The organism is Nocardiopsis sp. LDBS0036 (assembly GCF_041228755.1).
Taxonomy (GTDB): Bacteria; Actinomycetota; Actinomycetes; order Streptosporangiales; family Streptosporangiaceae; genus Nocardiopsis; species Nocardiopsis dassonvillei.
In genome coordinates this window covers 6,322,110-6,349,070 of the sequence record NZ_CP141103.1, presented here as the reverse complement: position 1 = coordinate 6,349,070, position 26,961 = coordinate 6,322,110, and the positions used below count along the sequence as shown (strand labels likewise).

Annotated in this window: 14 protein-coding genes; 4 read left to right on the top strand and 10 right to left on the bottom strand. The window is 75.9% G+C overall.

Translation table 11 applies throughout. From position 1 onward, the window contains the following. Positions 1–52: 52 nt before the first annotated feature. The 5 genes from UIS43_RS26945 to UIS43_RS26925 form a co-directional block, all read right to left on the bottom strand. Positions 53–838 carry a thioesterase II family protein gene (locus UIS43_RS26945; RefSeq protein WP_370012032.1) on the bottom strand — a complete coding sequence of 262 codons (786 nt, stop codon included), beginning with the start codon at positions 836–838 and terminating at the stop codon, positions 53–55. A gap of 199 nt (positions 839–1,037) precedes the next feature. Further along, positions 1,038–2,174: a Gfo/Idh/MocA family oxidoreductase gene (locus tag UIS43_RS26940; protein WP_013152082.1), complete on the bottom strand. Its 1,137-nt coding sequence runs from the start codon at positions 2,172–2,174 to the stop codon at positions 1,038–1,040. Continuing rightward, positions 2,171–3,304, bottom strand: a complete 1,134-nt coding sequence (locus UIS43_RS26935; RefSeq protein ID WP_013152081.1) for a saccharopine dehydrogenase NADP-binding domain-containing protein — start codon at positions 3,302–3,304, stop codon at positions 2,171–2,173. Before UIS43_RS26935 ends, UIS43_RS26940 begins: the two co-directional genes overlap by 4 nt. After that, a complete protein-coding gene (locus UIS43_RS26930) occupies positions 3,301–8,838 on the bottom strand; it encodes an amino acid adenylation domain-containing protein (RefSeq protein WP_370012030.1) in 5,538 nt (1,845 codons plus the stop codon). Before UIS43_RS26930 ends, UIS43_RS26935 begins: the two co-directional genes overlap by 4 nt. 208 nt (positions 8,839–9,046) lie before the next feature. After that, positions 9,047–15,946: an amino acid adenylation domain-containing protein gene (locus UIS43_RS26925; protein WP_370012029.1), complete on the bottom strand. Its 6,900-nt coding sequence runs from the start codon at positions 15,944–15,946 to the stop codon at positions 9,047–9,049. Between the two features lie 136 nt (positions 15,947–16,082). Here UIS43_RS26925 and UIS43_RS26920 point away from each other — a divergent pair, with 136 nt between their 5' ends. Continuing rightward, entirely contained in the window at positions 16,083–17,729 is a 1,647-nt protein-coding gene (locus tag UIS43_RS26920) for a (2,3-dihydroxybenzoyl)adenylate synthase (protein WP_370012027.1), read from the top strand. Positions 17,730–17,974: 245 nt separating this feature from the next. On the opposite strand, the gene UIS43_RS26915 is transcribed toward UIS43_RS26920, so the two are convergent. From UIS43_RS26915 to UIS43_RS26895, 5 genes are all read right to left on the bottom strand, one after another. Beyond that, the gene (locus UIS43_RS26915; RefSeq protein WP_019610266.1) at positions 17,975–18,613 is read right to left on the bottom strand and encodes an isochorismatase family protein; all 639 of its coding nucleotides are present in this window, start codon (positions 18,611–18,613) and stop codon (positions 17,975–17,977) included. A gap of 71 nt (positions 18,614–18,684) precedes the next feature. Further along, positions 18,685–20,139: an isochorismate synthase gene (locus UIS43_RS26910; RefSeq protein WP_358454764.1), complete on the bottom strand. Its 1,455-nt coding sequence runs from the start codon at positions 20,137–20,139 to the stop codon at positions 18,685–18,687. Beyond that, positions 20,129–20,890: a 2,3-dihydro-2,3-dihydroxybenzoate dehydrogenase gene (locus UIS43_RS26905; protein WP_370013281.1), complete on the bottom strand. Its 762-nt coding sequence runs from the start codon at positions 20,888–20,890 to the stop codon at positions 20,129–20,131. The genes UIS43_RS26910 and UIS43_RS26905 overlap by 11 nt, the downstream gene beginning before the upstream one ends. Before the next feature lie 207 nt (positions 20,891–21,097). Next, the gene (locus UIS43_RS26900; RefSeq protein WP_013152074.1) at positions 21,098–21,493 is read right to left on the bottom strand and encodes a Fur family transcriptional regulator; all 396 of its coding nucleotides are present in this window, start codon (positions 21,491–21,493) and stop codon (positions 21,098–21,100) included. Positions 21,494–22,024: 531 nt separating this feature from the next. Further along, positions 22,025–22,780, bottom strand: a complete 756-nt coding sequence (locus UIS43_RS26895; protein WP_370012025.1) for a TetR/AcrR family transcriptional regulator — start codon at positions 22,778–22,780, stop codon at positions 22,025–22,027. Positions 22,781–22,879: 99 nt separating this feature from the next. Between UIS43_RS26895 and UIS43_RS26890 the strand changes: the two genes are divergently transcribed. From UIS43_RS26890 to UIS43_RS26880, 3 genes are all read left to right on the top strand, one after another. Continuing rightward, on the top strand, positions 22,880–25,156 hold the full coding sequence (locus UIS43_RS26890; RefSeq protein ID WP_370012024.1) for a glycoside hydrolase family 3 C-terminal domain-containing protein: 2,277 nt from the start codon (positions 22,880–22,882) through the stop codon (positions 25,154–25,156). Positions 25,157–25,334: 178 nt separating this feature from the next. Beyond that, positions 25,335–26,195 carry an alpha/beta hydrolase gene (locus tag UIS43_RS26885; protein ID WP_013152071.1) on the top strand — a complete coding sequence of 287 codons (861 nt, stop codon included), beginning with the start codon at positions 25,335–25,337 and terminating at the stop codon, positions 26,193–26,195. A gap of 235 nt (positions 26,196–26,430) precedes the next feature. Further along, complete coding sequence (locus UIS43_RS26880) at positions 26,431–26,901, top strand: hypothetical protein (RefSeq protein ID WP_013152070.1); 471 nt, start codon at positions 26,431–26,433, stop codon at positions 26,899–26,901. The last annotated feature ends 60 nt before the right edge of the window (positions 26,902–26,961 follow it).

The window sequence follows — 26,961 nt, the reverse complement described above, 5'->3', positions numbered from 1 at the left end:
GGTGAGTAGTAGTCGATGGCGGGAATGGTGTCCTCCAGGTTCTGCGGCGTGGTCAGGGGGTGCTGGGCCAGGGTCCGGGTGCTGCGGCCAGCGCCGGGTCCAGGCGGCGCAGGACCTCGGACACGACGGCCTCCCGCTCCGGTCCGAGGTAGAAGTGGTCGCCCGCGAACACGCGCACGTCCACGCGTCCGCTGGTGGTGGCCGACCAGCGCCTGGCCAGGTCCGCGTCCACCTCGGGGTCGTCGTCGCCCAGGAACACGCTGACCGGGCAGCTCAGCGGCGGTCCGGGGAAGGGCGTGTAGCGCTCCACGAGCCGGTAGTCGTTGCGGACGTAGCCCAGGACCGCCTCGCGCAGGCCGGGCTCCTCCAGGACCTCGCGCCGGGTCCCGCCCAGGCGGACCAGCTCGGAGACGATCGCCTCGTCGTCGGCGAGGTGGACGCGGCCGGGCGGGGCGTCGGCCGGGGCCCGGCGCCCGGAGGCGAAGAGGCGGTCCGGCTCGGGCAGGCCCGCCGCGCGCAGGGTCCGGGCCAGTTCGTAGGCCACGGCGGAGCCCATGCTGTGGCCGAACAGGGCGTAGGGCCGGTCGAGCAGGGGGGTGAGTTCCTCGGCGACGGCCGTGACGACGGTGGCCATGTCGTCCACGAGGGGTTCGCCGAAGCGGTCCTCGCGGCCGGGGTACTGCACGCACACCAGGTCGACGCCGGAGGGCAGGAGCGCGGCCCAGGCGCGGTAGGCGTTGGCGCCGCCGCCCGCGTGGGGCAGGCACACCAGGCGCGCCCGGGCCCCGGGGCGGGGCCGGAAGCGGCGCAGCCAGGAGCGCGCGGGAGCGGGGGTCATGGGGTTGTCGGCCTTTCTGACGGGGTCGCGTTGCCGGAGGTCCACGGAGTCGGAGGACCCCCGGAGGTCTCGGGTGGGGACTCGTGCCACGGGGCGGGGTCCCCGGGGATGAGGGGCGAAGCCCTCGTCCCCGGCGGAGGGGCTGCGTCCCCGACCGTCCGCGGGGCCCCGGGGAGCACGGGAGGCGTGGCCCGGGGAGTCACGGCGCCGCCTCCCGGGCGTCCCCGTCGCGCGGAGCCGGTCCCAGGTCGGCGGCGCCCAGGTGCGCCGTGGGCGGACCGGGGCGGATGACCTCGGGCCGGCCCAGGCGGCCGGTGGTCTCGTGCCACATCCGGCACACACCGAGGTCGAACTGCCCCCGCACCAGCGGGTTCGCCCCGGCGCGCACGTCGGCGGCGAAGTCGGCCAGGGCACGGGTGAGCGCTTCGGGCCACAGGCGGTCGAAGACCTCCCGGTAGGGCGGCGCGTCCGTTCCCTCCAGCACCGTGGTGGCCGGTTCGGCCAGGTGCCCGGTGTCCGGACCGGTGGAGCGCAGGCGGCCGTGGGCGTCGCGGGGCGCGTACAGCCGGGGCTGCCAGAGCACGGGGCCGTGGGTGTCGGCCAGGGTGAGCACCCCGTGTTCGGTGCCCAGGGCCAGCCGGTGCCAGAGCAGGGCGTGGTTGTCCCCGTCGGAGGGATCCATCTGGTTCTGCACCCGCAGGGTCAGGGGGACCCCCGCGACGCTGCCCTGGAGCACCCGGTAGGGCTGGGCGTGCGCGGTCAGGGAGGCGACCTCGGGGTCCGTCGCGAGCGGTTCGGTCAGCGCCCAGGGGCGCAGCCCGCCCAGGGCGCGCGCGAGCACGTCCAGCAGCGGGTACAGGACCTGGACGGCGGAGGTGGCGTCGGCGAACAGCACCGGTCCCCGCTCGCGCAGGACACGGGCCGCCTCCAGGAAGCGCCGGATCGGCGCCACGTGCCGGTAGAAGGGGTTGAGGTGGTAGACCGCTCCCCCGCCGCGGGCGGCGCGCAGGGCCGCGGTGAGTTCGTCCTCGTGGACGGGGTGCTCCTGGAGGACGTGCACGCCTCTGGCCAGCAGGGCGCGGGCCAGCTCGCCCCCGGCCCCGCCGGAGACCGCCGCGCCCACGACCACGCAGGCCGCGTCGACGCTGCCGGGCACCTGGTCGACGCCGGTGTACAGGGGCACCCCGGCCCGCTCGGCGTAGCGGCGGGAGAACTCGCCGCCCCGGGAGAGGATCCCGGCGAGTTCGAAGGTGTCGGGCATGCGCGCCAGCGCGTCGGCGTAGAAGCGGCCGAAACCGGTGCCGCACAGCAGCACGCGCAGGGGTCGCGGGCTCACAGGGCGCCCTCCTCGACCCCGGCGTCCTCGCTCGCGGCGTCCTCCACCCGCAGGCTCGCGGCCTCGGGGTCGTCGAACAGGGCGGTGACCGCGGCCTCGGGGTCGAGGACGTCGGCGGCGTGGTGCAGGCCCCGGGGCACCAGCCCGCGCGCCACCGCGTCGGCGGCCTGCGCGCCCACGCGGCCGGTCATGCGGTAGCTGTCGGAGAAGCGCGCGGTCATCACGCTGCGCCGCCCGGAGGGGGCGGTGAGCGCGTACACGAGCTGGTAGTAGGGCGTGCGCCCGGCCAGGTCCACCCCGGCCGCGCGCCGCAGGCGCTCCGCCGCCGCGGCCGGGTCGGCGACCGGGCGCCCCGCGACCGAGGTCAGCACGGCGCGGACCCGCTCGCCGGGGTGGACGTTGTACCACTCCAGTTCGCGCAGGCCCAGGTCGGCGGCCAGGCGGCGGGCCTCCTCGGTGAGGAAGGGCTGGACGAACGCGGTGCCCGGGAACCCGGGCGGCCGGACGCCGTCGGCGGCGCGCAGCGCCCTCTCCACGACCCGGCCCTCCCGCCAGGCGGCCAGGGGCCGTCCGAAGACGGCGGTCGGGTCGTCGGCGCCGGGCAGGGAGAGCAGCAGGTCGCCCGCGGCGGCCTCGGTGCACCTCTCCAGCCCGCCCGCGTGGGCGCTCATCCGCTCCAGGCCGTGCCGGGCGGCGAACCAGCGCGGCAGCAGGGCGGACAGGCCGGGGAGCACCCCCGCCGACAGGACGATCGCGTGGTCCCGTGCGGCGGGGGTGCGGCTGAGGCGGTCGTGCGCGGGCCCGTCGCCCGTCACGTCCACGTAGTCGGCTCCGGCGTCCAGGGCCCGCACCGCCACGGCGTCGGCGATGCGGTAGGAGGGCCCGGCGCAGTTGAGCACCACGTCGAGTCCGGAGCAGAAGGCCCGCAGCGACTCCGGGGAGTCGGCGTCCACCGCCCGGACGGCGGTGCCGGGACCCAGTTCGGCGGCCAGCTCCTCCAGGGGCGCGGTGCGGCGCCCCCCGAGCAGCAGGCGGGTGTGGCCCAGGGCGCGCAGGCGGCGGGCTGCGGCCCGGCCCACGGCCCCGGAGGCGCCCACCACGCCCACCGCGCGGTCGGTCGCGCCGCTCACCGGACCACGTCCCCTCCGGTGATGTCCTCCAGGCGCTTGAGGACGCCGGGGGCGTAGGGCACCGACAGCAGGCTGAAGTGGTCGCCGGGCACGTCCACGATGTCCAGTTCGCCCAGGACCAGGCGCTCCCAGTAGGTGGTGACGCTCTCCTTGTTGCCCGGGAAGGGGTAGGCGCCGCCGTGGCGCAGGAAGGTGACGTCTCCGGCGTAGGGCTCGGGCTCGTAGCGGGAGATGGCGAAGACGCTCTGGCGGAAGATCGCGAACATCTCGTTGAGCGCCTCGGGGGTGTAGGTCCCGGCCGAGGGCGGCACGGCGGCGCACATCCGCTCGATCCTGGTCTGGCGGGGCACCTTCGCCAGTTCGCGGAAGCGCTCGGCCACGTCGGCGTACTCGCCGGTCAGGCGGCCGATGGCGCCGTCCGGGAGCAGGCCGGGGGTGGCAGCGAGCAGCTGGTCGGAGGCGGCCGACACCCGGTTCTCGTCGGCGGGGAAGCCCACCGAGACCGGGTCGATGCCCATCATGACGGCGAAGGCGTACTCCGAGATCAGCTCGTCGTCCAGGCGGAACGGCGGCCGGTGCGTGCTGATGGCGGTCAGGGAGGCGACCTCGGCCCCGGCGTCGGTGAGCGTGCGCGCGACCTCGGTGGCGACGAGACCGCCCAGGCAGTAGCCGACGACGTGGAAGCGGTCACCGCCGCGTTCGAGCAGGGCGTTGGCGTAGTCGGCGGCCCAGCGCTTGATCACCGCGGCGGGGTCGGCGTCCAGGAAGGCGGGGACGTCGGGCAGCTCCAGTCCGACCAGGGTGGCCTGGCCGCGCGAGCGCCGCCGGATCTCGGTGATGAGGGAGCGGTAGGGGATGAGGGTTCCGGTCCCGGCGTGGACCAGGGCGGTGACCGCGCCCCCGCCCGGCCCGTTGAGGGGCACGTAGGGGTCGGGCTTGCCCTCGGTGGAGGCGCGGACCTGCCCGGACAGGTCGCGCAGGTAGGCGGCCAGCCCGGCGACGGTGGGACGGCGCAGCATGTGGCGCAGGACCACCTCCCACTCGATGTCGGCTCCGGTGTCGGGCAGGACCTCGCTGAGCCTGCCGACCATGCGGGCGACCAGCAGGGAGTCGCCGCCCAGCGCGAAGAAGTCGTCGTCGCGGCCGACCGCGCCGCGCTCCAGCAGCTCGGCCCACAGCCCGCACAGGGCGCGTTCGAGGTCGTCGGCGGGCTCGCCGGTGGCGGTGTCGGCGGTTCCGGGGGCGTCGTCCCCGGGCAGGGCGCGCAGGAGCGCGGCCCGGTCGACCTTGCCGTTGGCGGTGAGCGGCAGCGCGTCCAGCAGCCGCCAGTGCGCGGGCACCATGTACTCGGGCAGGCGGGTGGCGGTGTGGCGGACCAGTTCGTCGGCGGTGACCGGCGTCCGGTCGGTCTTCACCCGGGCCAGGTAGAGGGTCTGCCCGGTCTCTGAGAGGCGGTCGTCCGCCTCGGGCAGGGCCAGGGGCTCCGTCGCCCCGGCCCGCTCCAGGGCGCTCTCCCACTGGTCGCGGGTGAGGAAGGTCTGGTCGTGCTCGGCGCGGGCGTCGCGGTGGCCTCCGTCGAGCCCGTCGAGGAACTCCATGGACACCAGCAGCGCCGGGTCGTGTTCGGCGGTGGTCTCCAGGAACACCAGGTGGCCGCCGGGGGCGAGGAGTTCGGTGACGCGGGCCAGGGCGGCGTCGGCGTCCACGGCGTTGTGCAGGACGTTGGCGGCCACGACCGCGTCGAAGGAGTTGGGCGCGTAGCCCTGGGCCCCGGCCTCGCGGTTGAGGTCGAACAGGCCGAAGGACACCCAGGGGAAGTCGGCGAACCGCTCCCTGGCCTCGTTGACGAAGAACGGGGAGACGTCGGTGAAGCGGTACTCGGCCGGGCGGCCCGCCAGGGCGGTGACGACGGCCTCGGTGGTGCCGCCGACGCCCGCGCCGATCTCCAGGACCCGCAGCGGCCCGTCGGCCGTCCGGCTGGCGGCGGCGTCGGCCAGGGCCGCGGCGGCCGCCGCGTTGAGGTGGCGCACGGCCAGGTTGTCGCGGTAGGCGGCGCCCGCGGTGTCGAGCGCGGCGCCGGGGAAGAGGAGGGTGCGCACGTCGAGGTCGCCGCGCAGCAGTTCGGGGAGGCGGCCCGAGCAGGCCCGCATGTACTCCAGGACCTCGGTCCCGTAGTCCACCCGCCGCTCCAGGTCGGCCAGGCGCTCCCAGGCGGCGCGCTGCCCGTCCTCGTCCACGTGGCGCAGTCCGCTCCACCGGTCGCCGTCGCGGGTCAGGCGTCCGGCGTCGGCCAGGGCGCGCAGCCAGCGGCGCACGAGCCGGTGGTGGCGCCGGTCGGTGCCCAGGCGCTCGATGACCTCCTCCGTGGTGTGGCCGGTGTCGGAGAACAGTCCGGCGCCGGTCAGGGTGCGGGTGATGGCGCCCAGCGCGGTGGCGCGCATCGCGTCGAGGAAGGCGGCCAGGTCGTCGCGGTCCAGGTTCGCGGTGGCCTCGCCGACGGCGGACGCGGCGGCCAGGGCGGCGGACCCGGGTCCGGTTCCGGCGGGCGCGTCGGACGGGCGGCGGGCGGTCTCGGCGAAGGCGGCCAGGCGCCGGTCCTCGCGCCCGCCCACGGCCAGGACGGCGGCGGAGGCCACGGCGGGGTGGGCGGTGAGGGCGGCCTCGATCTCGGCCAGCTCCACCCGGTGTCCGCGGATCTTGACCTGGTCGTCCTCGCGGCCCAGGAACTCGATGTCGCCGCCGGGCCGGTAGCGGCCCAGGTCGCCGGTGCGGTACAGGCGCTCCCCGGTGCGCGGGTGGGTGACGAAGCGCTGAGCGGTGCGGGCCTCGTCGCCCAGGTAGCCGGTGGCCACGCCCGCTCCGCCGATGTGGAGTTCGCCCGCGACCCAGTCGGGGCGGTCGCCCATGCGTCCGTCCAGGACGTGGAAGGTCTGGTTGGTCAGGGGGCGGCCGTAGGGGACGCTGGGCCAGGACGGGTCGGCCTCACCGATGGGGTGGTGGATGGACCAGATGGAACCCTCGGTGGCGCCGCCGAAGCTGTACAGGGCGGTGCCGGGCAGGTGGGCGCGGACGCGGTCGGCCAGGGTGAGCGGGATCCAGTCGCCCGAGAGCAGGGCCACGCGCAGGGTGGTCGGCGCCTGCGCGGGCGCGGTGGAGAGGTAGTCGGCGAGCATGCCCATCTGGGCGGGCACGGAGTTCCACAGGGTCACCCCGTGCTCGCGGGCCAGCTCCGCCCAGTGCGAGGGGTCGCCGCGCCGGTCCGCGTGGGGGAGCACGATGGCCCCGCCCGCGCCGAGGGGGCCGAACAGGTCGTAGACGGACAGGTCGAAGCCGAGGGCGGCCAGGCCGAGGACCCGGTCGCCGGAGCCGACGGAGAAGCGGCGGTTGACGTCGGCGATCGTGTTGAGGGCCGCGCGGTGGCTGACCATGACGCCCTTGGGGGTTCCGGTGGAGCCGGAGGTGTAGATGACGTAGGCGAGGGCGTCGGGGTCCACGGGGGGCGGGAGCGCGTCGGGCGTCCAGGCAGCGGGAACCGCGTCGGCGGCGGGGACCGCGTCCACCTCGACGGGTTCGACGTCCTGCTCCCAGTCGCCGATCTCGGCCAGCCAGGACTGGGTGAGGACGTGGCGCACCCCGGCGTCGCGCAGGATGGCGCGGCGGCGCGCGGCGGGCTGGGTGGTGTCGACCGGGACGTAGGCGGCGCCGGTCAGCAGGACGGCGTGGGCGGCGACCACCTGTTCCACGCCCTTGTCCATGACCACGGCCGCGCGGTCGCCCGGGCCGCAGCCGCGGGCGCGCAGCTCGTCGGCCACGGCGGTGATCCGCGCCCACAGCTGGCCGTGGGTCAGGGACGCGTCGGGGTGGACGACGGCGGGAGCCCCGGGGTCGCGCAGCGCGGCGGCCAGGGCGTCCTCGTACAGCAGGGCGTCGGGCAGGGGGCCCTCGGTGGCGTTGGCCTCGGCGCGGGCGAGGAGCTGGTGGGCGGGGACGGCGGCCGGTGCGGCCTCGTCCCAGGGCTCGTCGGACAGGGCCAGGCGGCGCAGCAGATCGGTGTAGGCCGCGAAGGCGTCGGCGGCCAGGCCGTCGGGCAGGACTCCCTCGCGCACGTCCCAGCGCACGGCCAGGGCGCCCCCGGCCAGGGACACCTGGCAGTCCACCCACACCTGCGGGGTCTGGGACAGGCCGTGCACCTCCCGGGCGGCCCAGGAGTCGTCGCCGTCCTCCTCCTCGGCGCCGATCGCGCCGGTGAAGACGACGGGCATGAGCACGGCGGGCTCGTCGCGGCGGCGCGAGAGTTCGGCCAGCAGCTCGTTGCCCGAGTACAGGCAGTGGTCGACGTCCTCGATGAGGCGGCCCTGGCGGGTGCGGGCGCGCTCGGTGAAGGTGGCGCCGTCGTCGGCGCGCACGGCGAGCAGGGTCAGCGAGGTGAAGTCGCCGACCACGCGGTCCACGTCCGGGTGCAGCGGCAGGCGCTGGGACACGGGCAGGTTGAGGGTGAAGTCGGGGCGGCGCGACCACAGGGCCAGCACCTCGGCGTAGGCGGCCAGGGCCACGCCCGCGGGGGTCAGGCCGCGGTCGGCGGCCCGGGAGCGCAGGGCCCGCCACTGCTCCGGCGGCAGGACGGCGGCCAGACGGGTGAAGCGGGCGGAGGCGTCGGTCGAGTGCTCGACCAGGGGCAGCTCGGGGGCGGGCGGCAGGTCGTCGGCGCGCTCGGTCCAGTAGGCGCGGTCGCGGTGGTAGCGGGCGCCCTCGCGCAGCGACCGGTGGGCGAGCACGTAGTCGCGGAAGGTCGCCCCCAGCGGCGGCAGGGGGTGCTCGGGGTCGGCGTAGAGGGCGGCGAGTTCGTCCAGGAGCAGCCGGACGCTGGTGTAGTCGGCGGCGAGCAGGTCCACGGACAGGTGCAGGTGGGCGCGGTCGTCGCCGCGGGTGAGGTGCAGGCGCACCAGCGGCCAGGAGGAGGCGTCGGGGACGAGGTCGCGCAGGCGCCCGCGGGCCCGGGCGGCGTGGGCGGCGGTGTCTCCTCCGCCGACCTCGGTGACGGTCAGCGACTCCCCCGGCGCCTCGGGCAGCACCCGCTGGTGGCCCTCGGGGGAGACCACGGAGCGCAGCATGTCGTGTCGGCGCACCAGCGCGTTCCAGGCGGTGCGCAGGCGGTCGGGGTCGAGGTCGTCGAACTCCAGCTCCGCGTAGGCGTGGCAGGCCACGCCGCCGTAGTCGTAGGCCGGGCCGCGACCGACGAGGTAGGCGCCCTGGACGTCGGTCAGGGGGAAGGGGTCGTGGCGCGCGTCGGGGTCGGGGGTGAGGGAGGGGGCGGCCTCGGCCTCCAGCAGGGCCACGACGCTGTCGCGGTGCTCGCGCAGGATGGCGCGGTGCTCGTCGGTGAGGGCTCCGGTGGGGCCGCGGAAGCGGATGCGGCCGTCGTCGGCCCACAGGTGGACGCCCGCGGCGCGCAGTTCGTCGAGCAGGGAGTGCAGGGCCTCGGGTGCTGCGGAGACGGCGGAGGCTGTGGAGGCGTCGGAGGCGGGGGTCGGCAAGGTGGGCTCTCCTCGTCGGGTCGGTCCGCTCGGGGCGGACCCGGCTGGGAACGGTGGGGATGGCGCGGGGGGGCGTTACACGGGGGGCGGGGATGGCGGTCAGTACGGGTGGTGAGCGCGGAGGCGGACGGTTCGTGTGGGGCGTCTCAGGGCGATGCCCGGAGCACCGGACGGCACGGGAGTGGCTGACGGGACGGGTGCTGCGAGGTCAGATCACCCCGTCCTGGACGTCCTCCGCCCTGGTCGCGCGGACCTGGTCGGCGAGCGCCGCGAGCGTGGGCGCGGCCAGGAAGGCCCGGGTGGACAGCTCCTCGCTGAGTTCGCGCCGCAGAACGGTGATCATGCGGATGGCCAGCAGGCTCGTGCCGCCCAGGGCGAAGAAGTTCGCGTCGCGGTCCTCGACGGCGGCGCCGGTCAGCTCGCCCCAGACGCGGGCGATGTGCTCCTCCACCCCGTCCGCGAGCGGGGCGCCGCCCGGACCGGCCTCGGCGGCGGCCAGCTCCTCCAGTGCCCGGAGGTCGACCTTGCCGTTGGCGGTCAGGGGCATCTCCCCGACCGTCCGCACGCTGCCGGGAACGGCGTGCGCGGGCAGCCGGGCGGCGAGGTGGCGGGCCAGGCCGTCGGCCACGACGCCGGAACCGTCCCCGGCCCCGATCCCCTCGCCGTCCTCGGTGACGAAGGCGACCACCCTGCGGGAGGTGCGCTCCCCCACCGTCAGCGCCGCGGCCCGGCGCACGCCGGGGTGGTCCTCCAGAGCCGCCTCGACCTCACCGAGTTCGAGCCGGTGGCCGCCCACCTTGACCTGACGGTCGGCGCGGCCGAGGAACTCCAGGAGCGCGCCCGGGCGGTAGCGGCCCTGGTCGCCGGTGCGGTACCAGCGCTCTCCCCCGGCGGTGACGAACCGGGCGGCCGTGCGCTCGGGATCGCCGCGGTAGCCGAGGGCGACCCCGGCCCCGCCGATCCACAGCTCCCCCGCCACCCAGTCCGGGCAGTCCAGCCCGTGGGGGTCCACCACCCGGTAGCGCTGGTCGCGCAGCGGCGTTCCGTAGGGCACCGAGGGCCACCCCGGCGGGACGTGGCCGCCGTCGAAGGCGTTGGACCAGATGGCCGCCTCCGTGGCGCCGCCCAGGGCCACCAGGTGGACGCGTGCGCCGCTCGCCTCGCGCAGGCGCGGCGCCAGGTCGCCGCCCACCCAGTCCCCGGAGACCAGGGCCAGCCGCAGCGAGGAGGGCAGCCCCCTGTCCCGCGAGGCCAGGAGCAGCATGTCGAGCAGGGCGGGGACGGTGTTCCAGACGGTGACGCCGTGCTCGGCGCACAGCGCGCGCCAGCGCTCGGGGTCGCGGCGCTCGTCCTCCTCGGGCAGGACGAGCGCGCCGCCCGCGCCGAGCAGGCCGAACACGTCGTAGACCGACAGGTCGAAGTCGAGCGCGGACAGGGCCAGGACCCGGTCGCCGGGGCCGACCCGGTAACGGTCGTTGATCTCGGCGACCGTGGTGAGCGCGGCGGCGTGGGAGACCTCCACGCCCTTGGGCTCCCCGGTGGAACCGGAGGTGAAGATCGTGTAGGCGGCCTCGCCGGGGTCGCGCGGCACGGGCGCGTCCAGGGGCGGGGTCTGGAGGAGTTCTGCCACGTCGGCGGACCGGGGCGCGCCGGTGCCGTCGCCGACGGCCAGCACGGTCCGGGCCGCGCGGTGGATGCGCTCGCGCCGCAGCGGGGGCTGGCCCGCGCCGACCGGAACGTAGAGGGCTCCGGCCGCCAGGACGCCCAGGACCGCGCAGACCTGGTCGGGGCCCTTGGGCAGGCACACCGCGACCGCGTCGCCGGGCCGCACGCCGCGTTCGACCAGTCCGGCGGCGACGCGCAGGGACCGGTCCGCCAGCTGGCCGTGGGTGGTCACGGCCCGGTCCGTGACCAGGGCGGGGGCGTCGGCGCGTGCGGCCGCGCCGTCGAAGAAGGCGTCGTGCAGCAGGGCCTTCCGGACGGTCCCGGAGGGGGCGTTGACCGAGGCGCGCACCACGCGCTGGTCGGCGGGCAGCATCCGGGCGCAGGCCTGCTCCCAGCCCTGTTCGCCGTCGCGGGCGAGCGCGCGCAGCAGTTCCAGGTAGGCCGCGAACATGGCGTCCAGGACCCCGGGGCGGAACAGCTCCTCCACCGCGTCCCAGTACACCTCCAGCCCGCCGCCGCTCTCCAGGACCTGGTTGTCCAGGTACACCTGGGGCGACTGGGACAGGCCCCACACCCGGCGCGGGAAGTCCGGGGACAGGTCCATGGACACCCCCTCACCCACACCCAGGGAGCTGGTGAACACCACGGGGATCCCGGGCTGGGCGGTGCCGGTGCGCCGCGCCAGCTCGCGCAGCACCTCCTCGGCGGGCACCTCCCGGTGGTCCAGGTCCCGGCCCAGGCGCCGCTGGAGGTCGCGGGCCGCCCCGGCGGGGTCCTGGCCGGGCGCGCGGTGGTAGGAGGTCAGCGACAGGGAGGTGAAGTCGCCGAGCACGCGGCCGATGTGGGGGTGCAGGTCGTGGCGGTTGAACAGGGTGAGGGTGAGGCTGAGTTCGGTCTGCCCGCTCCACCTGCCGAGGACCTCGCCGTAGCAGGCCAGCAGCAGGGTGGCGGGGGTGACGCCCGCGGCGCGGGCCAGGCCGGTGAGGGCGTTCCACTCCTTGGGGTCGAGCCGGTCGGCCCTGCGGGTGAACCGGGGCCGGTCGACGTCGGCGGGGTCGGTGCGCAGCGGCAGGGTGGGGGCGGCGGGCAGGTCCTCGACGCGCTCGCGCCAGTAGTCGCGGTCGCGCCGCTCGCGCTCGGGGTCCGGCCGCACCTGGGTGAGGTAGTCGCGGAAGGTCACCTCGACGGGGTCCAGGACGGCGTCGGGCTCGCGGTAGAGGCGGTCCAGCTCGGTGTAGAGGGTCATGATGCTGAGCGCGTCCAGGACCAGGTAGTCCAGGCCGACGCCGAGGCGGACGCGTTCGGCCCCGTCGCGCGTGTAGCGCACGGCCCGCACGTCGAACAGGGGCCAGCGCTCGGGGTCCAGGACCTGGTGGGACATGGCCTCGCGCAGCTCGGCGAGCGCGGTGTCGGGGTCGTCGGGGTCGGCCTCGGTCACGGGGACGCGCACGGGCGGCACGGAGGGCAGGACCCGCTGGTCGCCGTCCGCGTCGAAGACGGCCCGGAGCATGTCGTGCCGGGTGACGAGGCGGTCCAGGGCGTGCTCCAGGCGGCGCAGGTCCACGTCGGCGCCGTCGAACTCGGTGTAGTGGTAGGTGCCGACGCCGCCGAGGGCGAAGTCGGGGCTGCGCCCGGTGAGGTAGGCGCGCTGGACGCCGGTGGGCGGGAAGGGTTCGTGGCGTGAGGCGGGGTCGTGAACGACGCGCTGGCCGCCGACGGCCTCGCCTCGGGCCGGGAGGCGGGCGGCGAAGTCGGCCAGGACGGGGTGGGCGAACAGGTCCGAGACGCCCGCTCCGGCGTGGCCGAGCCCGCGCAGGGCGGCCACCACGCGGGTGGCCAGCAGGGAGTCGCCGCCGAGCGCGAAGAAGGAGTCGGTCCGGCTGACCGGGCTGGAGCCCAGCAGGTCGGCCCAGACGCGGGCGACGCGGCTCTCGGTCTCGCCCACGGGGGGCTCGCCGGTGCGCGGGGCTCCGGCCAGGTGCTCGCGCAGGAGGCGGGCGACGGCGGCCCGGTCGGGTTTGCCGTTGGGGGTCAGCGGGATCCGGTCGAGGACCAGCACGGGGTCGGGGAGCATGGCGGACGGTAGAAGGGTGCGGGCGTGCTCCGCCGCGGCCCCGGCCAGGGCGGCGGCCTCCTCGGACTCCCGGGGAACGACGACCGCGGCCAGGCGGGGCGCGGGCTCGGTGAGCGCGACCGCGACCGCCTGGGACACCTCCGGGTGCGCGGCCAGCGCCGCCTCCACCTCGCCGGTCTCCACGCGCACGCCGTTCACCTTGACCTGGTGGTCGGCCCGGCCCAGGAACTCCAGGGTTCCGTCGGGGGCGTAGCGGGCCAGGTCGCCGGTGCGGTACCAGCGCCGTCCGCCGGAGGTGACGAAGCGGTCCGCGGTGGCGTCGGGGGCGCCCCGGTAGCCGCGGGCCAGGCCCGCGCCGCCCACCCACAGCTCACCGGCGACCAGGTCGGGCCGGTCGCGTCCCTGGGCGTCGACCACGCGGCACAGCACGCCGGGCAGCGGGCGGCCCCAGGGTACGCAGGCCCAGGCGGGATCGGCCCGGTCCACCTCCAGCAGGGTGGAGTGGACGGCGGCCTCGGTCATTCCGCCCAGGGCGAGGAACCGGCACTCGGGGGCGAGGGCGCGCAGCCGTTCGCGCAGGCCGGGGGCGACGCGGTCGCCGCCGAGCAGGACCGCGCGCAGGGGCGGCATCGGCGCCATGCCGGACTCGACCGCCGACAGCAGCATGTCCAGCAGGGCCGGTACGCAGTTGAGGACGGTCACCGACGCGTCCGAGGCGGCCCGGGCCCAGCGTTCGGCCTCGCGCCGTGCCCCGGGGTCGGCCAGGACCGCGGCGCCGCCCGCCGACAGCGGTGCGAACAGGTCGAAGACCGACATGTCGAAGCCGTAGTCGGCGAGCGCGAGCGTGCGGTCGCCGGTGCCGGTGTCCAGGACGGCGTTGAGCACGTCGATCGTGTGCGCGGCGGCCCGGTGCTCGACCTCCACCCCCTTGGGCGTTCCGGTGGAGCCGGAGGTGAAGAGCACGTAGGCCAGCGCGTCCGGCGCGACCTCGCGCGGGGTTCCCGGCGGGGCCTGCCGCGTCTGTTCGGGGGTGAGAACCGGGAGGTGGCCGGGGGCGGCCGTCCCGGGGCCGGAGGCGGGCGCGGCGGGATCGGCGAGGACCGCCGGTGCGGGGTCGTCGCAGATCAGCAGGTCGGGCATGCCCTGGGCCAGGACGCGCGCGCGGCGGGCGGCGGGCTGGTCGCGGCCCAGGGGGAGGTAGGCGCAGCCCGCGGCGAGCACGCCCAGGACGGCGGCGACCTGGTCGGCGCCCCGGGGCAGGTCCAGGGCCACGGTCGCGCCCGCGGGCACGGCCCCGGCCACCGCTCCGGCCACGCGCAGCGCCCGGTCGGCCAGTTCCCCGTAGGTCAGGGGCGCGCCGTCGGTCAGGACCAGGGCGGTGTCGCCGGGGGCGGTGCGGGCGTGGTCGAAGAAGCGCCCGTGCAGCGGGCGGGGGCCGGGCGGCGCCGCGTCGGGGGTGTGCGCGGCACGCGCCCGGGCCCGGTCCGGGGAGGGTTCCGGACGGAAGGGGCGGCTCCAGGCCGCGGGGTCGTCGGTGAGGTCCTCGACGAGCGCGCGGTAGCAGGCGAAGGCGGCCTCCATGGTTCCGGGGGCGAAGGCGCGCTCGCGCAGGTCCCAGTTGAGCAGGAGCCCGCCGTCGAGTTCGGTGACCTGGGCGTCGAGCAGGACCTGGGGGCCCTGGGAGATGATCCAGGAGGGGCGGCCGAAGGACTCCTGCACGGGATCGGTGAACAGGGGGCCCAGGCCGATGGCGCTGGTGTAGACGACCGGGGCGAGGACCGGGTTGCCGCCGTCGAGGCGGGCCAGGTCGCGCAGGACCTCCACTCCCCCGTAGGCGCCGTGGTCGATCGCCCCGTGCAGGTCGGACTGAACCCTGCGCGCCCGCTCGGCGAAGGGAGCGGGGTCGGCGGTGTCCACGCCCAGGAGCACCGAGCTGCTGAAGTCGCCGACGACCCGGCCGACGTCGGGGTGCAGGGGCGCGCGGTCGAACAGGGGCAGGTTGAGCGAGAACCTCGGGGCCGCGCTCCAGGCGCCCAGCACCTCGGCGAAGGCGGCGGCCAGCGCGGCCGCGGGGGTGACGCCCGCGGCGCGGGCCCGCCGCTCGAACAGCCGGGTGCGCTCGGGGGTGAGCCGGTGGTGCAGGCGGGTGGAGCGGGTGGCGTCGGTTCCGGGCACGGCGGGGAGCGCGGCGCCCGGGAGGACGGGCAGTTCGGGCGGCGGGGGGATCTCGCGCAGGCGTTCGTGCCACCAGGAGCGGGCGCGCTCGCGCGGCCGGGGGTCGCGGGAGGCGCGTTCGGCGAGGTAGCGGGCGAAGCCGTACTCCAGGGGCGGAAGGTCGTCGCCCCGGTAGGCGGTGCGCAGGTCCTCCAGCAGGACGCGCAGGCTGAGGGCGTCGGCCACGATCATGTCCAGGTCCACGTGCAGGCGGGTGGCACCGCCCGGCAGCAGGGAGAGGGCCACGTCCAGGACCTGTCCGGCGGCGACGTCCATGCGGCGGTGGGTGGAGGTGTCCCGGATCCGCGCGAGGACCCGGTCGGCCTCCTCGGGGTCCAGGCCGGTCAGGTCGTGGACCGTCACGGCGGGGACGCCCTGCACGAACGCGCTGGTCCCAGCGGACCCACCAGGCTCAGCAGAGGGCATGGACGCGCCAGGCGCGTCGGATGCGGTCCCCACAGGAGCACTGGTCACAACGGGCCCATCGGGCTCGGCAGGCGCACCAGACTCAGCAGACGGCACGGGTACGACAGGCGCGACAGACGCGGTGGTCCCCACAGGCGCACTGGCCACAACGGACTCACCCAGCTCGGCAGGAGCACCAGACCCGGCAGGCGCGTCAACCGCTCCGGACGCGGCGAGGACGGTGGCCGCGGGAAGCACGCGCTGGTGGCCGTCGTCGTCGAACCTCACACGCAGCATCGGGTGGCGCTCCACCACGGCCCGCAGGGCCGAGGCGAGGCGTTCGGGGTCCACGCCGTGGCCGTCGAACTCGGTGTAGAAGTGCGCCGCGACCCCGCCCAGCGGCTGGCCGTCCTGGCGGCCGATCCAGTAGGCGTGCTGCATGGTCGCCAGGGGGAAGCGCTCCCCCTCCTCCACCGGCCGCACGGGTTCCTGCGGCGCGGGGCGCTCCGTGGCCGCCGAACCCCGCAGCAGGGCGCTCCAGGCGGCCGCCGTCGGGGTGGCGGACAGGTCCTCGAAGGTGACGTCGAACCCGTCCTCCCGCCAGGCGCCCACCAGTCGGATCAGGCCCAACGAGTCCAGCCCGTGCTCGAAGAGGTCGTCGGTGTCGGCGAACCCCCGGGTCCCGAGCACCTCCGCCACCTGCTCGCGCACGGCTCCGGCTCCGGTTCCCGCCCCGGCGTGGTCTGACACGGTGTTCTGCCCCTCTGTGTTCGGGTTCGACACGATCAGCAATAATGAAAACCGTTTTCATTGCTGATGTGCCTATGTATAGCACTGCCGCGACCGCCCGGTCGACCCGGGCCCGCTGAAATACGGGAGGGATCACATGCCCCAGGACTGGCTGCGCTGGCCGAGGGAGCAGGCGAGGGAGTACCGCGAACGCGGCTTCTGGGACGACCGGAAGCTGGACGACCTGCTACGCGAGCGGGCCGACCGCCACGGGGAGCGCACCGCGCTCGTGTCGGGCGCGGACCGGCTCACCTACGCCGGACTGGACGGGCGCGTTGACCGGCTGGCCACGGGGCTGGCCTCGCTCGGGGTGGAACCGGGGGAACGCGTCCTGCTCCAGCTGCCCAACCGGCGCGAGTACGTCGTCACGCTCTTCGCCCTGCTGCGGATCGGGGCCGTGCCGGTCCTGGCCCTGCCGACCCTGGGCGCCGCCGAGGTGGAGTCGCTCGTGCGCACGGCGCGGGCGTGCGCCGTCGTCGTCGCGCAGGGCAGGGGCCGCAGCGACCCCAGGGCGGCCGCGGCCCGGATCGCGCGGGACGTGCCGTCGGTGCGCGCTCTGGTCGTCGTCGGCGACCCCGGGGACACCGGCGGGGTGCGGTGGGAGGCCCTCGCGGAGGCGGATCCCCTCCCCCGCGGCGGCGACACCGGGGAGAGCGGGCGGCACGGGCGCACCCCCGAGGTCGGCGCCGAGGACCTGGCCCTGCTCCTGCTGTCCGGAGGCACCACGGGCACCCCCAAACTCATCCCGCGCACCCACGCCGACTACGGGTACAACGCCCGGGCGTCGGCCGAGGCCTGCGGAGTGGGCGAGGACGCGGTCTACCTGGCCGTCCTGCCCGTCGCGCACAACTTCACCATGGTCTCCCCCGGGATCGTGGGCACCCTCGCGGTCGGCGGCACGGTCGTCCTGAGCCCCGACCCCAGCCCGACCACGGCCTTCGCGCTCATCGAGCGCGAGGGGGTGACCATCACCTCGCTCGTGCCCGCGCTGGTGCCCTCCTGGCTGGACGAGGCCGACCGCACCGGGCACGACCTGTCCTCCCTGCGCGTCCTCCAGGTCGGGGGGTCGCGCCTGGACGACACGACCGCCCGGCGCGTGGGCCCCGCCCTGGGCTGCCGCCTCCAGCAGGTGTTCGGCATGGCCGAGGGCCTCAACAACTACACCGGTCTGGACGACCCCGACGACCTCGTGTGCACGACCCAGGGCCGCCCCCTCTCGCCCGCCGACGAGGTCGCGGTCGTGGACGAGGCCGGAGATCCGGTGCCCCCGGGCACCCCCGGGGAACTGCTCACCCGCGGCCCCTACACCCTGCGCGGCTACTACCGGGCGCGCGAACTGGACGCGCTGCGCTTCACCCCGGACGGGTTCTACCGCACCGGGGACCTGGTGACCCGGAGCGAGGGCGGCGACCTGGTGGTCGTGGGCCGGGTGAAGGACCAGGTCAACCGAGCCGGGGAGAAGATCGCCGCGACCGAGGTGGAGGAGTACCTGCTGGTCCTGCCCGGCGTGCGGGCGGCGGCGGTGGTCGGCGTGGCCGATCCCGTCCTGGGCGAGCGCTCGGTCGCCCTGCTGGTGGCCGACGGGCGGTGCCCGACCCGGGAGGAGGTGCGCGGCGCGATGCTGGAGCGCGGCGCGGCCGCCTTCAAGGTTCCCGACGAGGTGCGCGCGGTCGCCGGACTCCCCCTCACCGGGGTGGGCAAGGTGGACAAGACGCGGCTGAGGCGGGAGTTGGCGGTTTCCTAGCCTGCGGGCTCGGGAGGCGTAGGAGGCCCGGGGGCCGTCGGACCGGTGGTGCCGGAAGACCCGGCGATGCCGGTGGGCCTGGTGACGCCAGGCGTCCTGGTGGGCCCGGTGATGCCGGTAGTACTGGTGGGCTCGATGGTGCCCGGTGGTGTGACGACCGGGCCGCTCCCACACGGTGATCCTGCTCCTGACTCGGGTGTCGGCGTCGACGGTGACGCCGGGAGCAGGATCACCGCCGGGGGCGCTCAGCCGTTCAGGGCGGCCAGAACCCCCTTGGTGCTCACCGTCCCGGCACAGCGGCGGGCGGCGTAGGACAGGGCCATCGCGTGGTCGCCCGCGGAGAAGTCCGCCACCGCGTCGGCCACCACGAAGGCCTGGACGTCGCGCATGAAGGCGTCGCACGCGGTCGTCAGGACGCCGATGTGGGCGTAGACGCCGCAGACGACCAGCTGGTCGCGGCCCGCGTCGCGCAGGTACTCCTCCAGACCGCTCCTGGCGAAGGCGCTGTAGCGCCACTTGGTCATGACGATCTCGTCGTCGGCGGGTTCCAGCCCCTCCACGATCGCGGTGTGGGCCGGGTCGTCCCGCAGCCCCTCGCCCCACAGGTCGGTGAGCAGCCCCCGGTCGTCCGGGTCCTGGGAGCCGGGCTGGGCGGTGTAGACGCGCGGAACGCCGAGTTCGGCGCACGCGCTCCGCAGGGCGCCGACGTTGGCGAGCAGGCTCGGCACCGGCTCCTCGTCCGGGGAGAAGGCGTCGAGGAAGTAGCGCTGCATGTCGTGGATGAGCAGGACGCAGCGGTCGGGGTCCACCGACCACGACATCCGGTTGTCGGGCAGGTCGCCCTCGCCAGGCATGGGGTAGGGCTCGATCGAGGGAAGGGACATCAGGGGTGTTCTCCATGTGGTGTCGGAACGGGGATGGCGGGTTTCGCGGGGCCGCGCACCGGTGGGCCGGATCAGGGCGGCGGAACCCGGGCCGCCGGGTTCAGGGCGCCCGGGCCCAGGGCACCGGGATCGGGACCGGCGGAACCCGGCCCGACGGGCTCCAGCCCGAGGGCGTTGAGCATGGTGCGGAACTTGGCGCCGGTCTCCGCCGCCTCCTCGGCGGGCACGGAGTCCGCGACGATCCCGGCTCCGGCGAACAGGCGCGCCCGGCTTCCCGCGATCTCGGCGCAGCGCAGGGTGACGGCCCACTCCCCGTCGCCGTCGGCGTCGCACCAGCCGACGGCGCCCGCGTACAGGCCACGGTCGAAGGGCTCCCACGCGCCGATGGCCCGTGCGGCGGCCTCGGCGGGCGTGCCGCAGACCGCGGGGGTCGGGTGCAGGACGGCGGCCAGTTCCAGCGCCGAGGGAAGGGGGTCCCGGAGCAGGCCGGAGAGGGGCGTGCCCAGGTGCCACATGGTCGCGGTCGCGGTCACCGAGGGGGCCTCGGGAACGTCGAGCCGGGAGCAGAGCGGGCGCAGGCGTTCGGCGATGGCCTCCACCACGAAGGCGTGCTCGCGCAGGTCCTTGGCCGAGTCCAGCAGGGCCTCGGCGCGCTCGCGGTCGGTCTCCGGATCGGGGTGGCGCGGCGCGGAGCCCGCGAGCGGGTGCGAGCGCACCCGGGGGCCGCTGCGCGCGACGAGCAGTTCGGGGCTGGCCCCCACCAGGACCGGGGCCGGTCGCCGCAACGGACCCCGGCCCCGGCCGTCCGTCCCGCCGGAGCCCTCCCCGAAGACCTCCCCGGAGCCGAAGGCCCCCGCGGCGACCGCGAAGTTGAAGGCGCCCGGGTTGTCCGCGGTGAGGCGGGCCAGGACGCGGCCGGGGTCGAGGGGTTCCGCCAGGTCCAGCAGCAGGGTCCTGGCCAGGACGACCTTGTCCAGGCCTTCGTTGGAGAGGTGTTCGACGGCCAGGCCGACCAGGCGGGCGTAGTCGTCCGCGGAGGGCTCCTCGCGCAGGCGGTGCCGGGGCGGCGGACCGGAGGAAGGGGCCTCGGCGGCCGTTCGCGACGAACGCTCGCGGGAGGGCGGGTCGGGAAGGGAGCCCCCGCCCGGAATCCGCGGTGGGTCCGGGCGGGGCCTCCGACCGGAAGGGGGACCCCCTGCGGTGAGCGGCGAGCGGTCGCGGAAGAGCGGCCCGCGCCGGGAGTCCCCGCCAGGAGCACCCGACGGGCGCGGGCCGGTGCGGACGACGTCCGCCACCATGAGCGCGGCCGGGGCGCCCGTCCGGAAGGGCAGGGCGCCCACGACCCGGGGGTCGTCCCATCCGGCGGCGCGGGCATCGCGCAGGGCGGCCTCGGCCTCCTTGGCGAGGTCCGCGCCCCCGCCGGACAGGGGGCGCGAGCGCCCCGGCGCGCCGTCGGCCGTCAGCGTGTGGTCGGGGGTGGACAGGACGAAGGGGCCGGGCAGGCTTCCCCGGGGTTCAGGCGCCAAGGCTCGCCCCTCCGTCCACGCGCAGGTCGTGCAGGGTGACGTGCCGGGCGCGCGGCGAGGCCAGGAAGGCGACGGCCTCCGCGACGTCCCCGGGCAGCGCCACCCGGCCCAGCGGGACGCCCGGGCGGAACGCCGAGGGGTCGTTGCCGGGCTCCGCCTCCGGGGAGGAGGGCCCGTCCTCCCACAGCTGGCGCCGCATCGGGGTGTCGGTCGAGCCCGGGGAGACGACGTTGCAGCGGATCCCGTGGGGCCCCAGCTCCAGGCCCAGGCACAGCGTGAAGTGGGTCGCGGCGGCCTTGGACGCGGCGTAGGCGGCCATGGCGGCCCTGGGCACCGCGGCCGCGTCGGAGCTGACGGTGACGATGTTCCCGGCGCCGCGCGGGACCATCACGCGGGCCGCGGCGCGGGAGACGTGGAAGACGCCGAGGGTGTTGACGTCGAAGACCTCCCGCCACGCCCGGGAGGGGAAGCCGGTGACCGCGCCCCAGCGCAGCACACCGGCGACGTTGACCGCGGCGGTGACGGCGCCCAACTCCTCCTCGACCGAGGCCACGGCCCGCTCGACGGAGTCCTCGTCGGTGACGTCCACCGCGTAGTCGCGGACGCGGTGGCCCCGGCCGGTGAGTTCCGCGGCCAGAGCGCGGGCTCCCTCCCCGGCCACGTCCAGGGCCGCGACGCGGAATCCCTGTTCGGCCATCCCCCGGACGACGGCGGAGCCGATGCCCCCAACGGCCCCGGTCACCAGGGCCACACCGGGGTCTTGTGCAGAACGGGTCGTGGACACGACCCTCCTCTCGTGGAACACGGCAGCGGGTCCCGGCGGTCCGTGGCCGGCGCACCGCTCCCGACCGGGGTCCGTTTCCCGCGCCGCCCCGCCCGCGGGGGTGGTGCGGGGGTGCGGGCACCCGGGCGCGGACCGAAGCGCGGGCCCGGCAAGCACGGGCCCGGAAAGCGCTGCCTAGGTGCAGCCCGGACACACGCCCGACAGCTCGAAGGAGTAGTCCAGGGAGCCGTAACCGCTGTCCTCGCGGATGCGTTCGACGACGCTCCCCAGCTCGTCCGCCTGCGCGATGTCCTCCACCCGCCCGCAGACCCGGCACAGCAGGTGGTGGTGACGGGAGGAGGTCCTGCACAGCCGGTAGAGGCGCTCCCCCTCGGGCGAGTGGAGGGTGTCGAGGACGCCCTCCTCCGCCAGCCGGTGGAGCGTGCGGTAGACGGTGGACAGGCTGGGCGGCCTGCGGGCACGGGAGCGCCCTCCGGAGAGGGCGAGGTGGATCTCCTGACAGCTGCGGAAGCGCGTGCTCCGACCCAGGGCCTTGAGGACGACGTCGTCGTACTGGGACACCCGGGGCATCTCAGACCGCCGCCCGGTCGGTCCTCACGGTGAACGGCGTGCCCGCCGCCCCCGGCGCCGGGCGCCGTCGCCTGCCTCCAGACACGTCACGGGCCTCCGGTCATGTGACACAGACTGCATGGAAATGATTTTCATAACCGTACCATGATCGCGCCCGTACCACCTCAAAACCTCCCTAACTACACTGGAACCCGACCCCTGGGCCCGCCGGAACCGTCGCCCGACCGGGTCGGGTACGCGCATCGCGGAAACCGGCTCGGCGGAGGTCGTGGCGCCCCGGGGCACGTTCACGAGGGTTCGTCCATCCCGGCTCCCGGCGCCCCGGCCCGGCCCTCACTACCGAACAGGCCCCGTCACCGAGCGCCCGGCACCCAGCACCGGCGGACGGTCGAAGCCCGCCCGGAGACCGACCGGCACCGGCGGACGGCACCGCTCCCGCGGCGCCGCAACCCGCCCGCGCACCGGGCGGAGCCGCCCCCGGCTTCCGCGCGTGGACGCCCAACCCCGAACGGGCGGGGCCCGGGCCCGGCGTCACCCCTCGGCGGTGGAGCCCCCGGGAACCGGGCCGCCGGGGGCCGGGCCCCCGGAAACCCGCCCCTCCCCTGCCGGGTCCGGCCCGGCGGCCCGCAGGCCGACGAGGCCGAGGAAGTGGGCCATGTGGTCGGCCATGTCCACGCCGGAGTCGTAGGACCACTGCGCCTGGAGGCCGTCCATGAGGGCCACGGCCAGCACCGCCAGTCGGTCGGCGTCCTGCTCCGTGGAGAACCGCCCCTCCGCCTGGAGGCGCCGGATCTCCTCCGCGATGATCCCGCGGGCCGTGGCGTAGCGATCCCGGAAGAAGTCGTGGGCGGGGTGCCCCTCCTCGGCGGCCTCCGCGGACAGGCGCGAGTACAGCTGCACGAGGCCCGGCACCCCGGCGTTGTGCCGGACCAGCCGCACCAGCGCACCGGCGATGCCGGGGTGCCCGGCGGCGTCAGGACCGCGCCCGGCGCCGTCGGGGCTTTCTCCGGCACCGCCGGGACGCCGAGCACCGGCCTCGGAACCCCGGTCGGCGCCCTCCCCGTAGGCCAGCCGGTCGAGTTCGTCGCGGTGGCGCAGCACCTCGACGAAGAGCCGTTCCTTGCTCCCGAAGTGGTGCAGCAGGCCGTTCTGGCTGAGTCCGACCGCGTCGGCGATCTCGCGCACCGTCGCGCGGCTGTACCCGTCGCGTCCGATGACGGTGAGCGCCGCGTCGAGGATCTCCCCGCGCTTGGCCACGCCCTTCGCGTAGGAGCCTCGTCGTGCCATGGCGCGACTGTAGCACTTGCCGCGCGAAAACCGCATGACGTACTGTTTTCGCACGGACGCGTCAACGACCCGCGTTTCCCCGGACAGGAGCGAGCAGCCATGACCCACGACCCAGCCGACCTGAGCGGGCTCACACTGGCGGAGAAGGCCTCGCTGAGCAGCGGCGCCGACTTCTGGACGACCAAGGCCGTGGGGGACGTCCCCTCGCTCGTGCTCACCGACGGGCCGCACGGCGTACGCCGACAGGCCGGTGCCACCGACCACCTGGGCCTGGCGGAGAGCCTGCCCGCGACCTGCTTCCCGCCCGCCGTCGGCCTGTCCCAGAGCTGGGACCCCGACCTGGTCGGGCGGGTGGGCGCGGCCCTGGGCGCCGAGGCCGGGGCGCTGGGCGTGGACGTGCTCCTGGGCCCGGGGATCAACATCAAGCGCGACCCGCGCGGCGGGCGCAACTTCGAGTACTTCTCCGAGGACCCCCTCCTCACCGGCGTCCTGGGCGGCGCCTGGGTGAGCGGCCTCCAGAGCACCGGTGTGGGCGCCTCGCTCAAGCACTTCGCCGCCAACAACGCCGAGCACGACCGGATGCGCTCCAGCTCCAACGTCGACCCGCGCACGCTGCGCGAGATCTACCTGCGCGCCTTCCAGAGGGTCGTGCGCACGTCCGCCCCGTGGACCGTGATGTGCTCCTACAACCGCATCAACGGCGTCTACGCCTCGGAGGACCACTGGCTGCTCACCACGGTGCTGCGCCAGGAGTGGGGCTTCGACGGCGTGGTCGTGAGCGACTGGGGCGCGGTGCAGGACCGGCCCGCCGCGGTCGCCGCCGGGTTGGACCTGGAGATGCCCGGTGACGGCGGCGCGAGCGACGCGCGGCTCCTCGCGGCCGTGGAGGCCGGGGCCTGCTCGACGGAGGACGTGGACACGGCCGCCTCCCGCGTGGCCGCCCTGGCCGCCAGGGCGCGCGGCTCCCGCCGGGACCGCGCGGCGGATCCCGAACGCGCCCTGGAGGTCGGCGCGCGGGAGATCGAGGACCACCACGCCCTCGCCCGCGAGGTGGCCGCGCGGTGCGTCGTCCTGCTCAAGAACGACGGCGCGCTCCTGCCGCTCGCGCCCGACGGGTCCGTCGCGGTGATCGGCGGCTTCGCCCGGAACCCGCGTTACCAGGGCGGCGGCAGCTCCCACGTGAACCCCACGCGCGTGGACGTCCCGCTGGAGGAGATCCGCGCCCTGGCCGGTTCCGGCGCGGTCGCCTTCGCCCCCGGCTACGCCGACCGGGCGCAGGACGGTACGGAACCGGGCGACGCGGCGGCCCTGCGTGAGGAGGCGGTGCGCGCCGCGTCCGAGGCGGACACCGCCGTGGTCTTCCTGGGCCTGGCCGAGCACCAGGAGTCCGAGGGCTTCGACCGGGAGCACATCGAACTCCCCGCCGAACAGCTCGACCTGCTCGCGGCCGTCGTGCGGGCGCAGCCCCGCACGGTCGTCGTGCTCTCCCACGGCGGCGTGCTGCGGCTCGCCCCCGTCGCCGAGCTGGCCCCCGCGGTCCTGGACGGGGCCCTCCTGGGCCAGGCGGGCGGCGGCGCGATCGCCGACGTGCTGTTCGGCCGGGTCAACCCGTCGGGGCGGCTCGGCGAGACGGTGCCGGTCCGGTTGCAGGACACCCCCGCCTACCTCAACTTCCCCGGGGAGAACTCCGCGGTGCTCTACGGCGAGGGCCTGTACGTGGGCTACCGCTGGTACGACGCCCGCGACATGGAGGTGGCCTTCCCCTTCGGGCACGGCCTGTCGTACACGAGCTTCGCCTACTCCGACCTCGAACTGGAGCAGGACGGCGCCGGGATCACGGCGCACCTGACCGTGACCAACACCGGGGACCGGTCCGGGCGCGAGGTCGTGCAGTTCTACGTCGCCAAGCCCGACTCGGCCGTGTCGCGGGCGCCGCGTGAGCTGAAGGGCTTCACGGGCGTGACCCTGGAACCCGGTCGCAGCGAGCGCGTCAGCGTCCCGCTGTCCCGGGAGGACCTGGCGTACTGGGAGGTGCGGGCCGACCGCTGGGTGGTCGAGGGCGGCGAGTACGTGGTGTCGGCGGGCGCTTCGAGCCGCGACCTGCGGGTCACGGCGGCGATCGCCGTCGAGGGCGACGCGCTGCGCCTGCCGGTGACGCTCGACTCCACGCTGGGCGAGGTCATGGCCGACCCCGGGGCGGCGGCCCTCCTCGCCCGGGCCTTCACGCCTCCGGCGGCCGAGGGCTCCGACAACGCCATGGGGATGGACATGGCGCGGATGATGGCCTCGATCCCGATCCGCCGCCTGGCGAGCTTCGGCCCGACGGGACTGGACGAGCTCGAAGCACTCGTCGCGAGGATCAACGCCGAGGACTGAGCGGCCGACCCGGCCGGGCCCGCCGCGCTCGCGACGCGGCCCCGATCCGCCGGGCCGCCCTCACAGGGGCGGCCCGGCGTCCGGAGGGGCCCGGGCCGGACGCCCCTCCCTCCGTCTGCCCCGTCCCTCCCCGCGCGGGGCCCTGTACCGGCGGGGCGGCAGCGGGGATACTGGGGCGATGTTCGAGGGCTTCACCTCCCAGCACGTCCCGCTCGGCGACGCGACCGTCTTCGTACGCCACGGCGGCCGGGGCCCGGCCGTGCTGCTGCTGCACGGCCACCCCCGCACCTCGGCGACCTGGCACCGCGTCGCTCCCCTGCTGGTCGAACAGGGCTTCACCGTGGTCTGCGCCGACCTGCGGGGCTACGGGCGCTCGCGCGGTCCCGCGCCCTCGCCGGACCACACCAACCACTCCAAACGCGCGGTCGCCTCGGACATGGCGGCGGTGATGCGCCTGCTGGGCCACGACCGGTTCGCGCTCGTCGGCCACGACCGGGGCAGCTACGTGGCCCTGCGGTTGACCCTGGACCACCCCGAACTGGTCTCCCGGGTGGCGCTCATCGACTGCCTGCCCATCAGCGAGCACCTGTCGCGGATTACGCCCGAGTTCGCCACGCGGTGGTGGCACTGGTTCTTCTTCGCCCAGCCGGAGGTTCCCGAGCGCGTCATCAACGCCGACCCCGACCGCTGGTACACCGGCGACCCGCGGAGCATGGGCCGGGAGAACCACGAGGAGTGGCGGCGGGCGGTACGCGACCCCGAGGTGGTGCGGGCGATGCTGGAGGACTACCGCGCCGGTCTGACCGTCGACCGGGCCCATGAGGAGGCCGACCGCGCCGCCGGGGTCCGCGTCCGGTGCCCCGCGCTGGTCCTGTGGTCGCTGCGGGACGACCTGGAGGAGCTGTACGGCGATCCGCTGCGTGTCTGGCGGTCCTGGGCGGACGACGTCCGCGGCCACGGCATCGACTCGGGCCACCACGTCGCCGAGGAGGCCCCCGAGGAGCTGGCCGCGGCCCTGGGCGGCTTCCTCACCGGGTGAGCCTCCCCGCCCGCGGTCTCCGCTCCCCGGCGCCGGTTCGGGTCGAGGGCCCTGGTGCCCCCGGAACCCGCGGGATTCGCGACGGACAGTAGGAACCCGACCCGGGGCTGTGTCGTTGCACCTCCGTAGCACTCATCCGAGTTTTTCGACGAAAACGCTGGGAATGCGTTCGGGAAGTAGCCGATGACTGGGTAGAGGGCTGGAGATGTGCCAAAGCAGACAGCCGGAGGTTGAGATGACGCAGGCTATCGGCGACCCCGGACCGATCGTGCGTGCGCTGACCGCTCTGGGGCTCCCTCCCGTGTTCGATCCCCAGCATCGCAGCAGCGGCGCGCACGAGGAGGACGTGCCCGCGCTCGCGCAGAGTCTGATCGCCGCGGCGGAGATCCAGGCCGGTCCGGACTCGGTGCGCCCCGCCGAGGGAGCGCCGAACGCGTGGGCCCACGCGGTGCAGGACCGGGAGGTGGGGCAGGCCCTGCTGTACCGCAGGATGGAGCGGACCGTCAGCGACTGGCAGTGGGCGACCGACCCGGCCCCCTCACGGCCGGGTGCGGCTGCGGAGGCGGCGATGTGCGCGGCGCACGCGCTCATCGCCGTGCACTCGGCTCCGGACGGACACCACGTCCAGGCCGCGCTGGACGAGGCGGAGGACGCGCTGTTGGCCGCCGTGGTGCTGGTACGCGGCTCCCGCTCCGCCGCCGCGTGAGGCGCTCCTCCCCCTCGTGCCAGGAGTCCGTACCGCCTCGGGGGTGCGGACTCCTGGCAC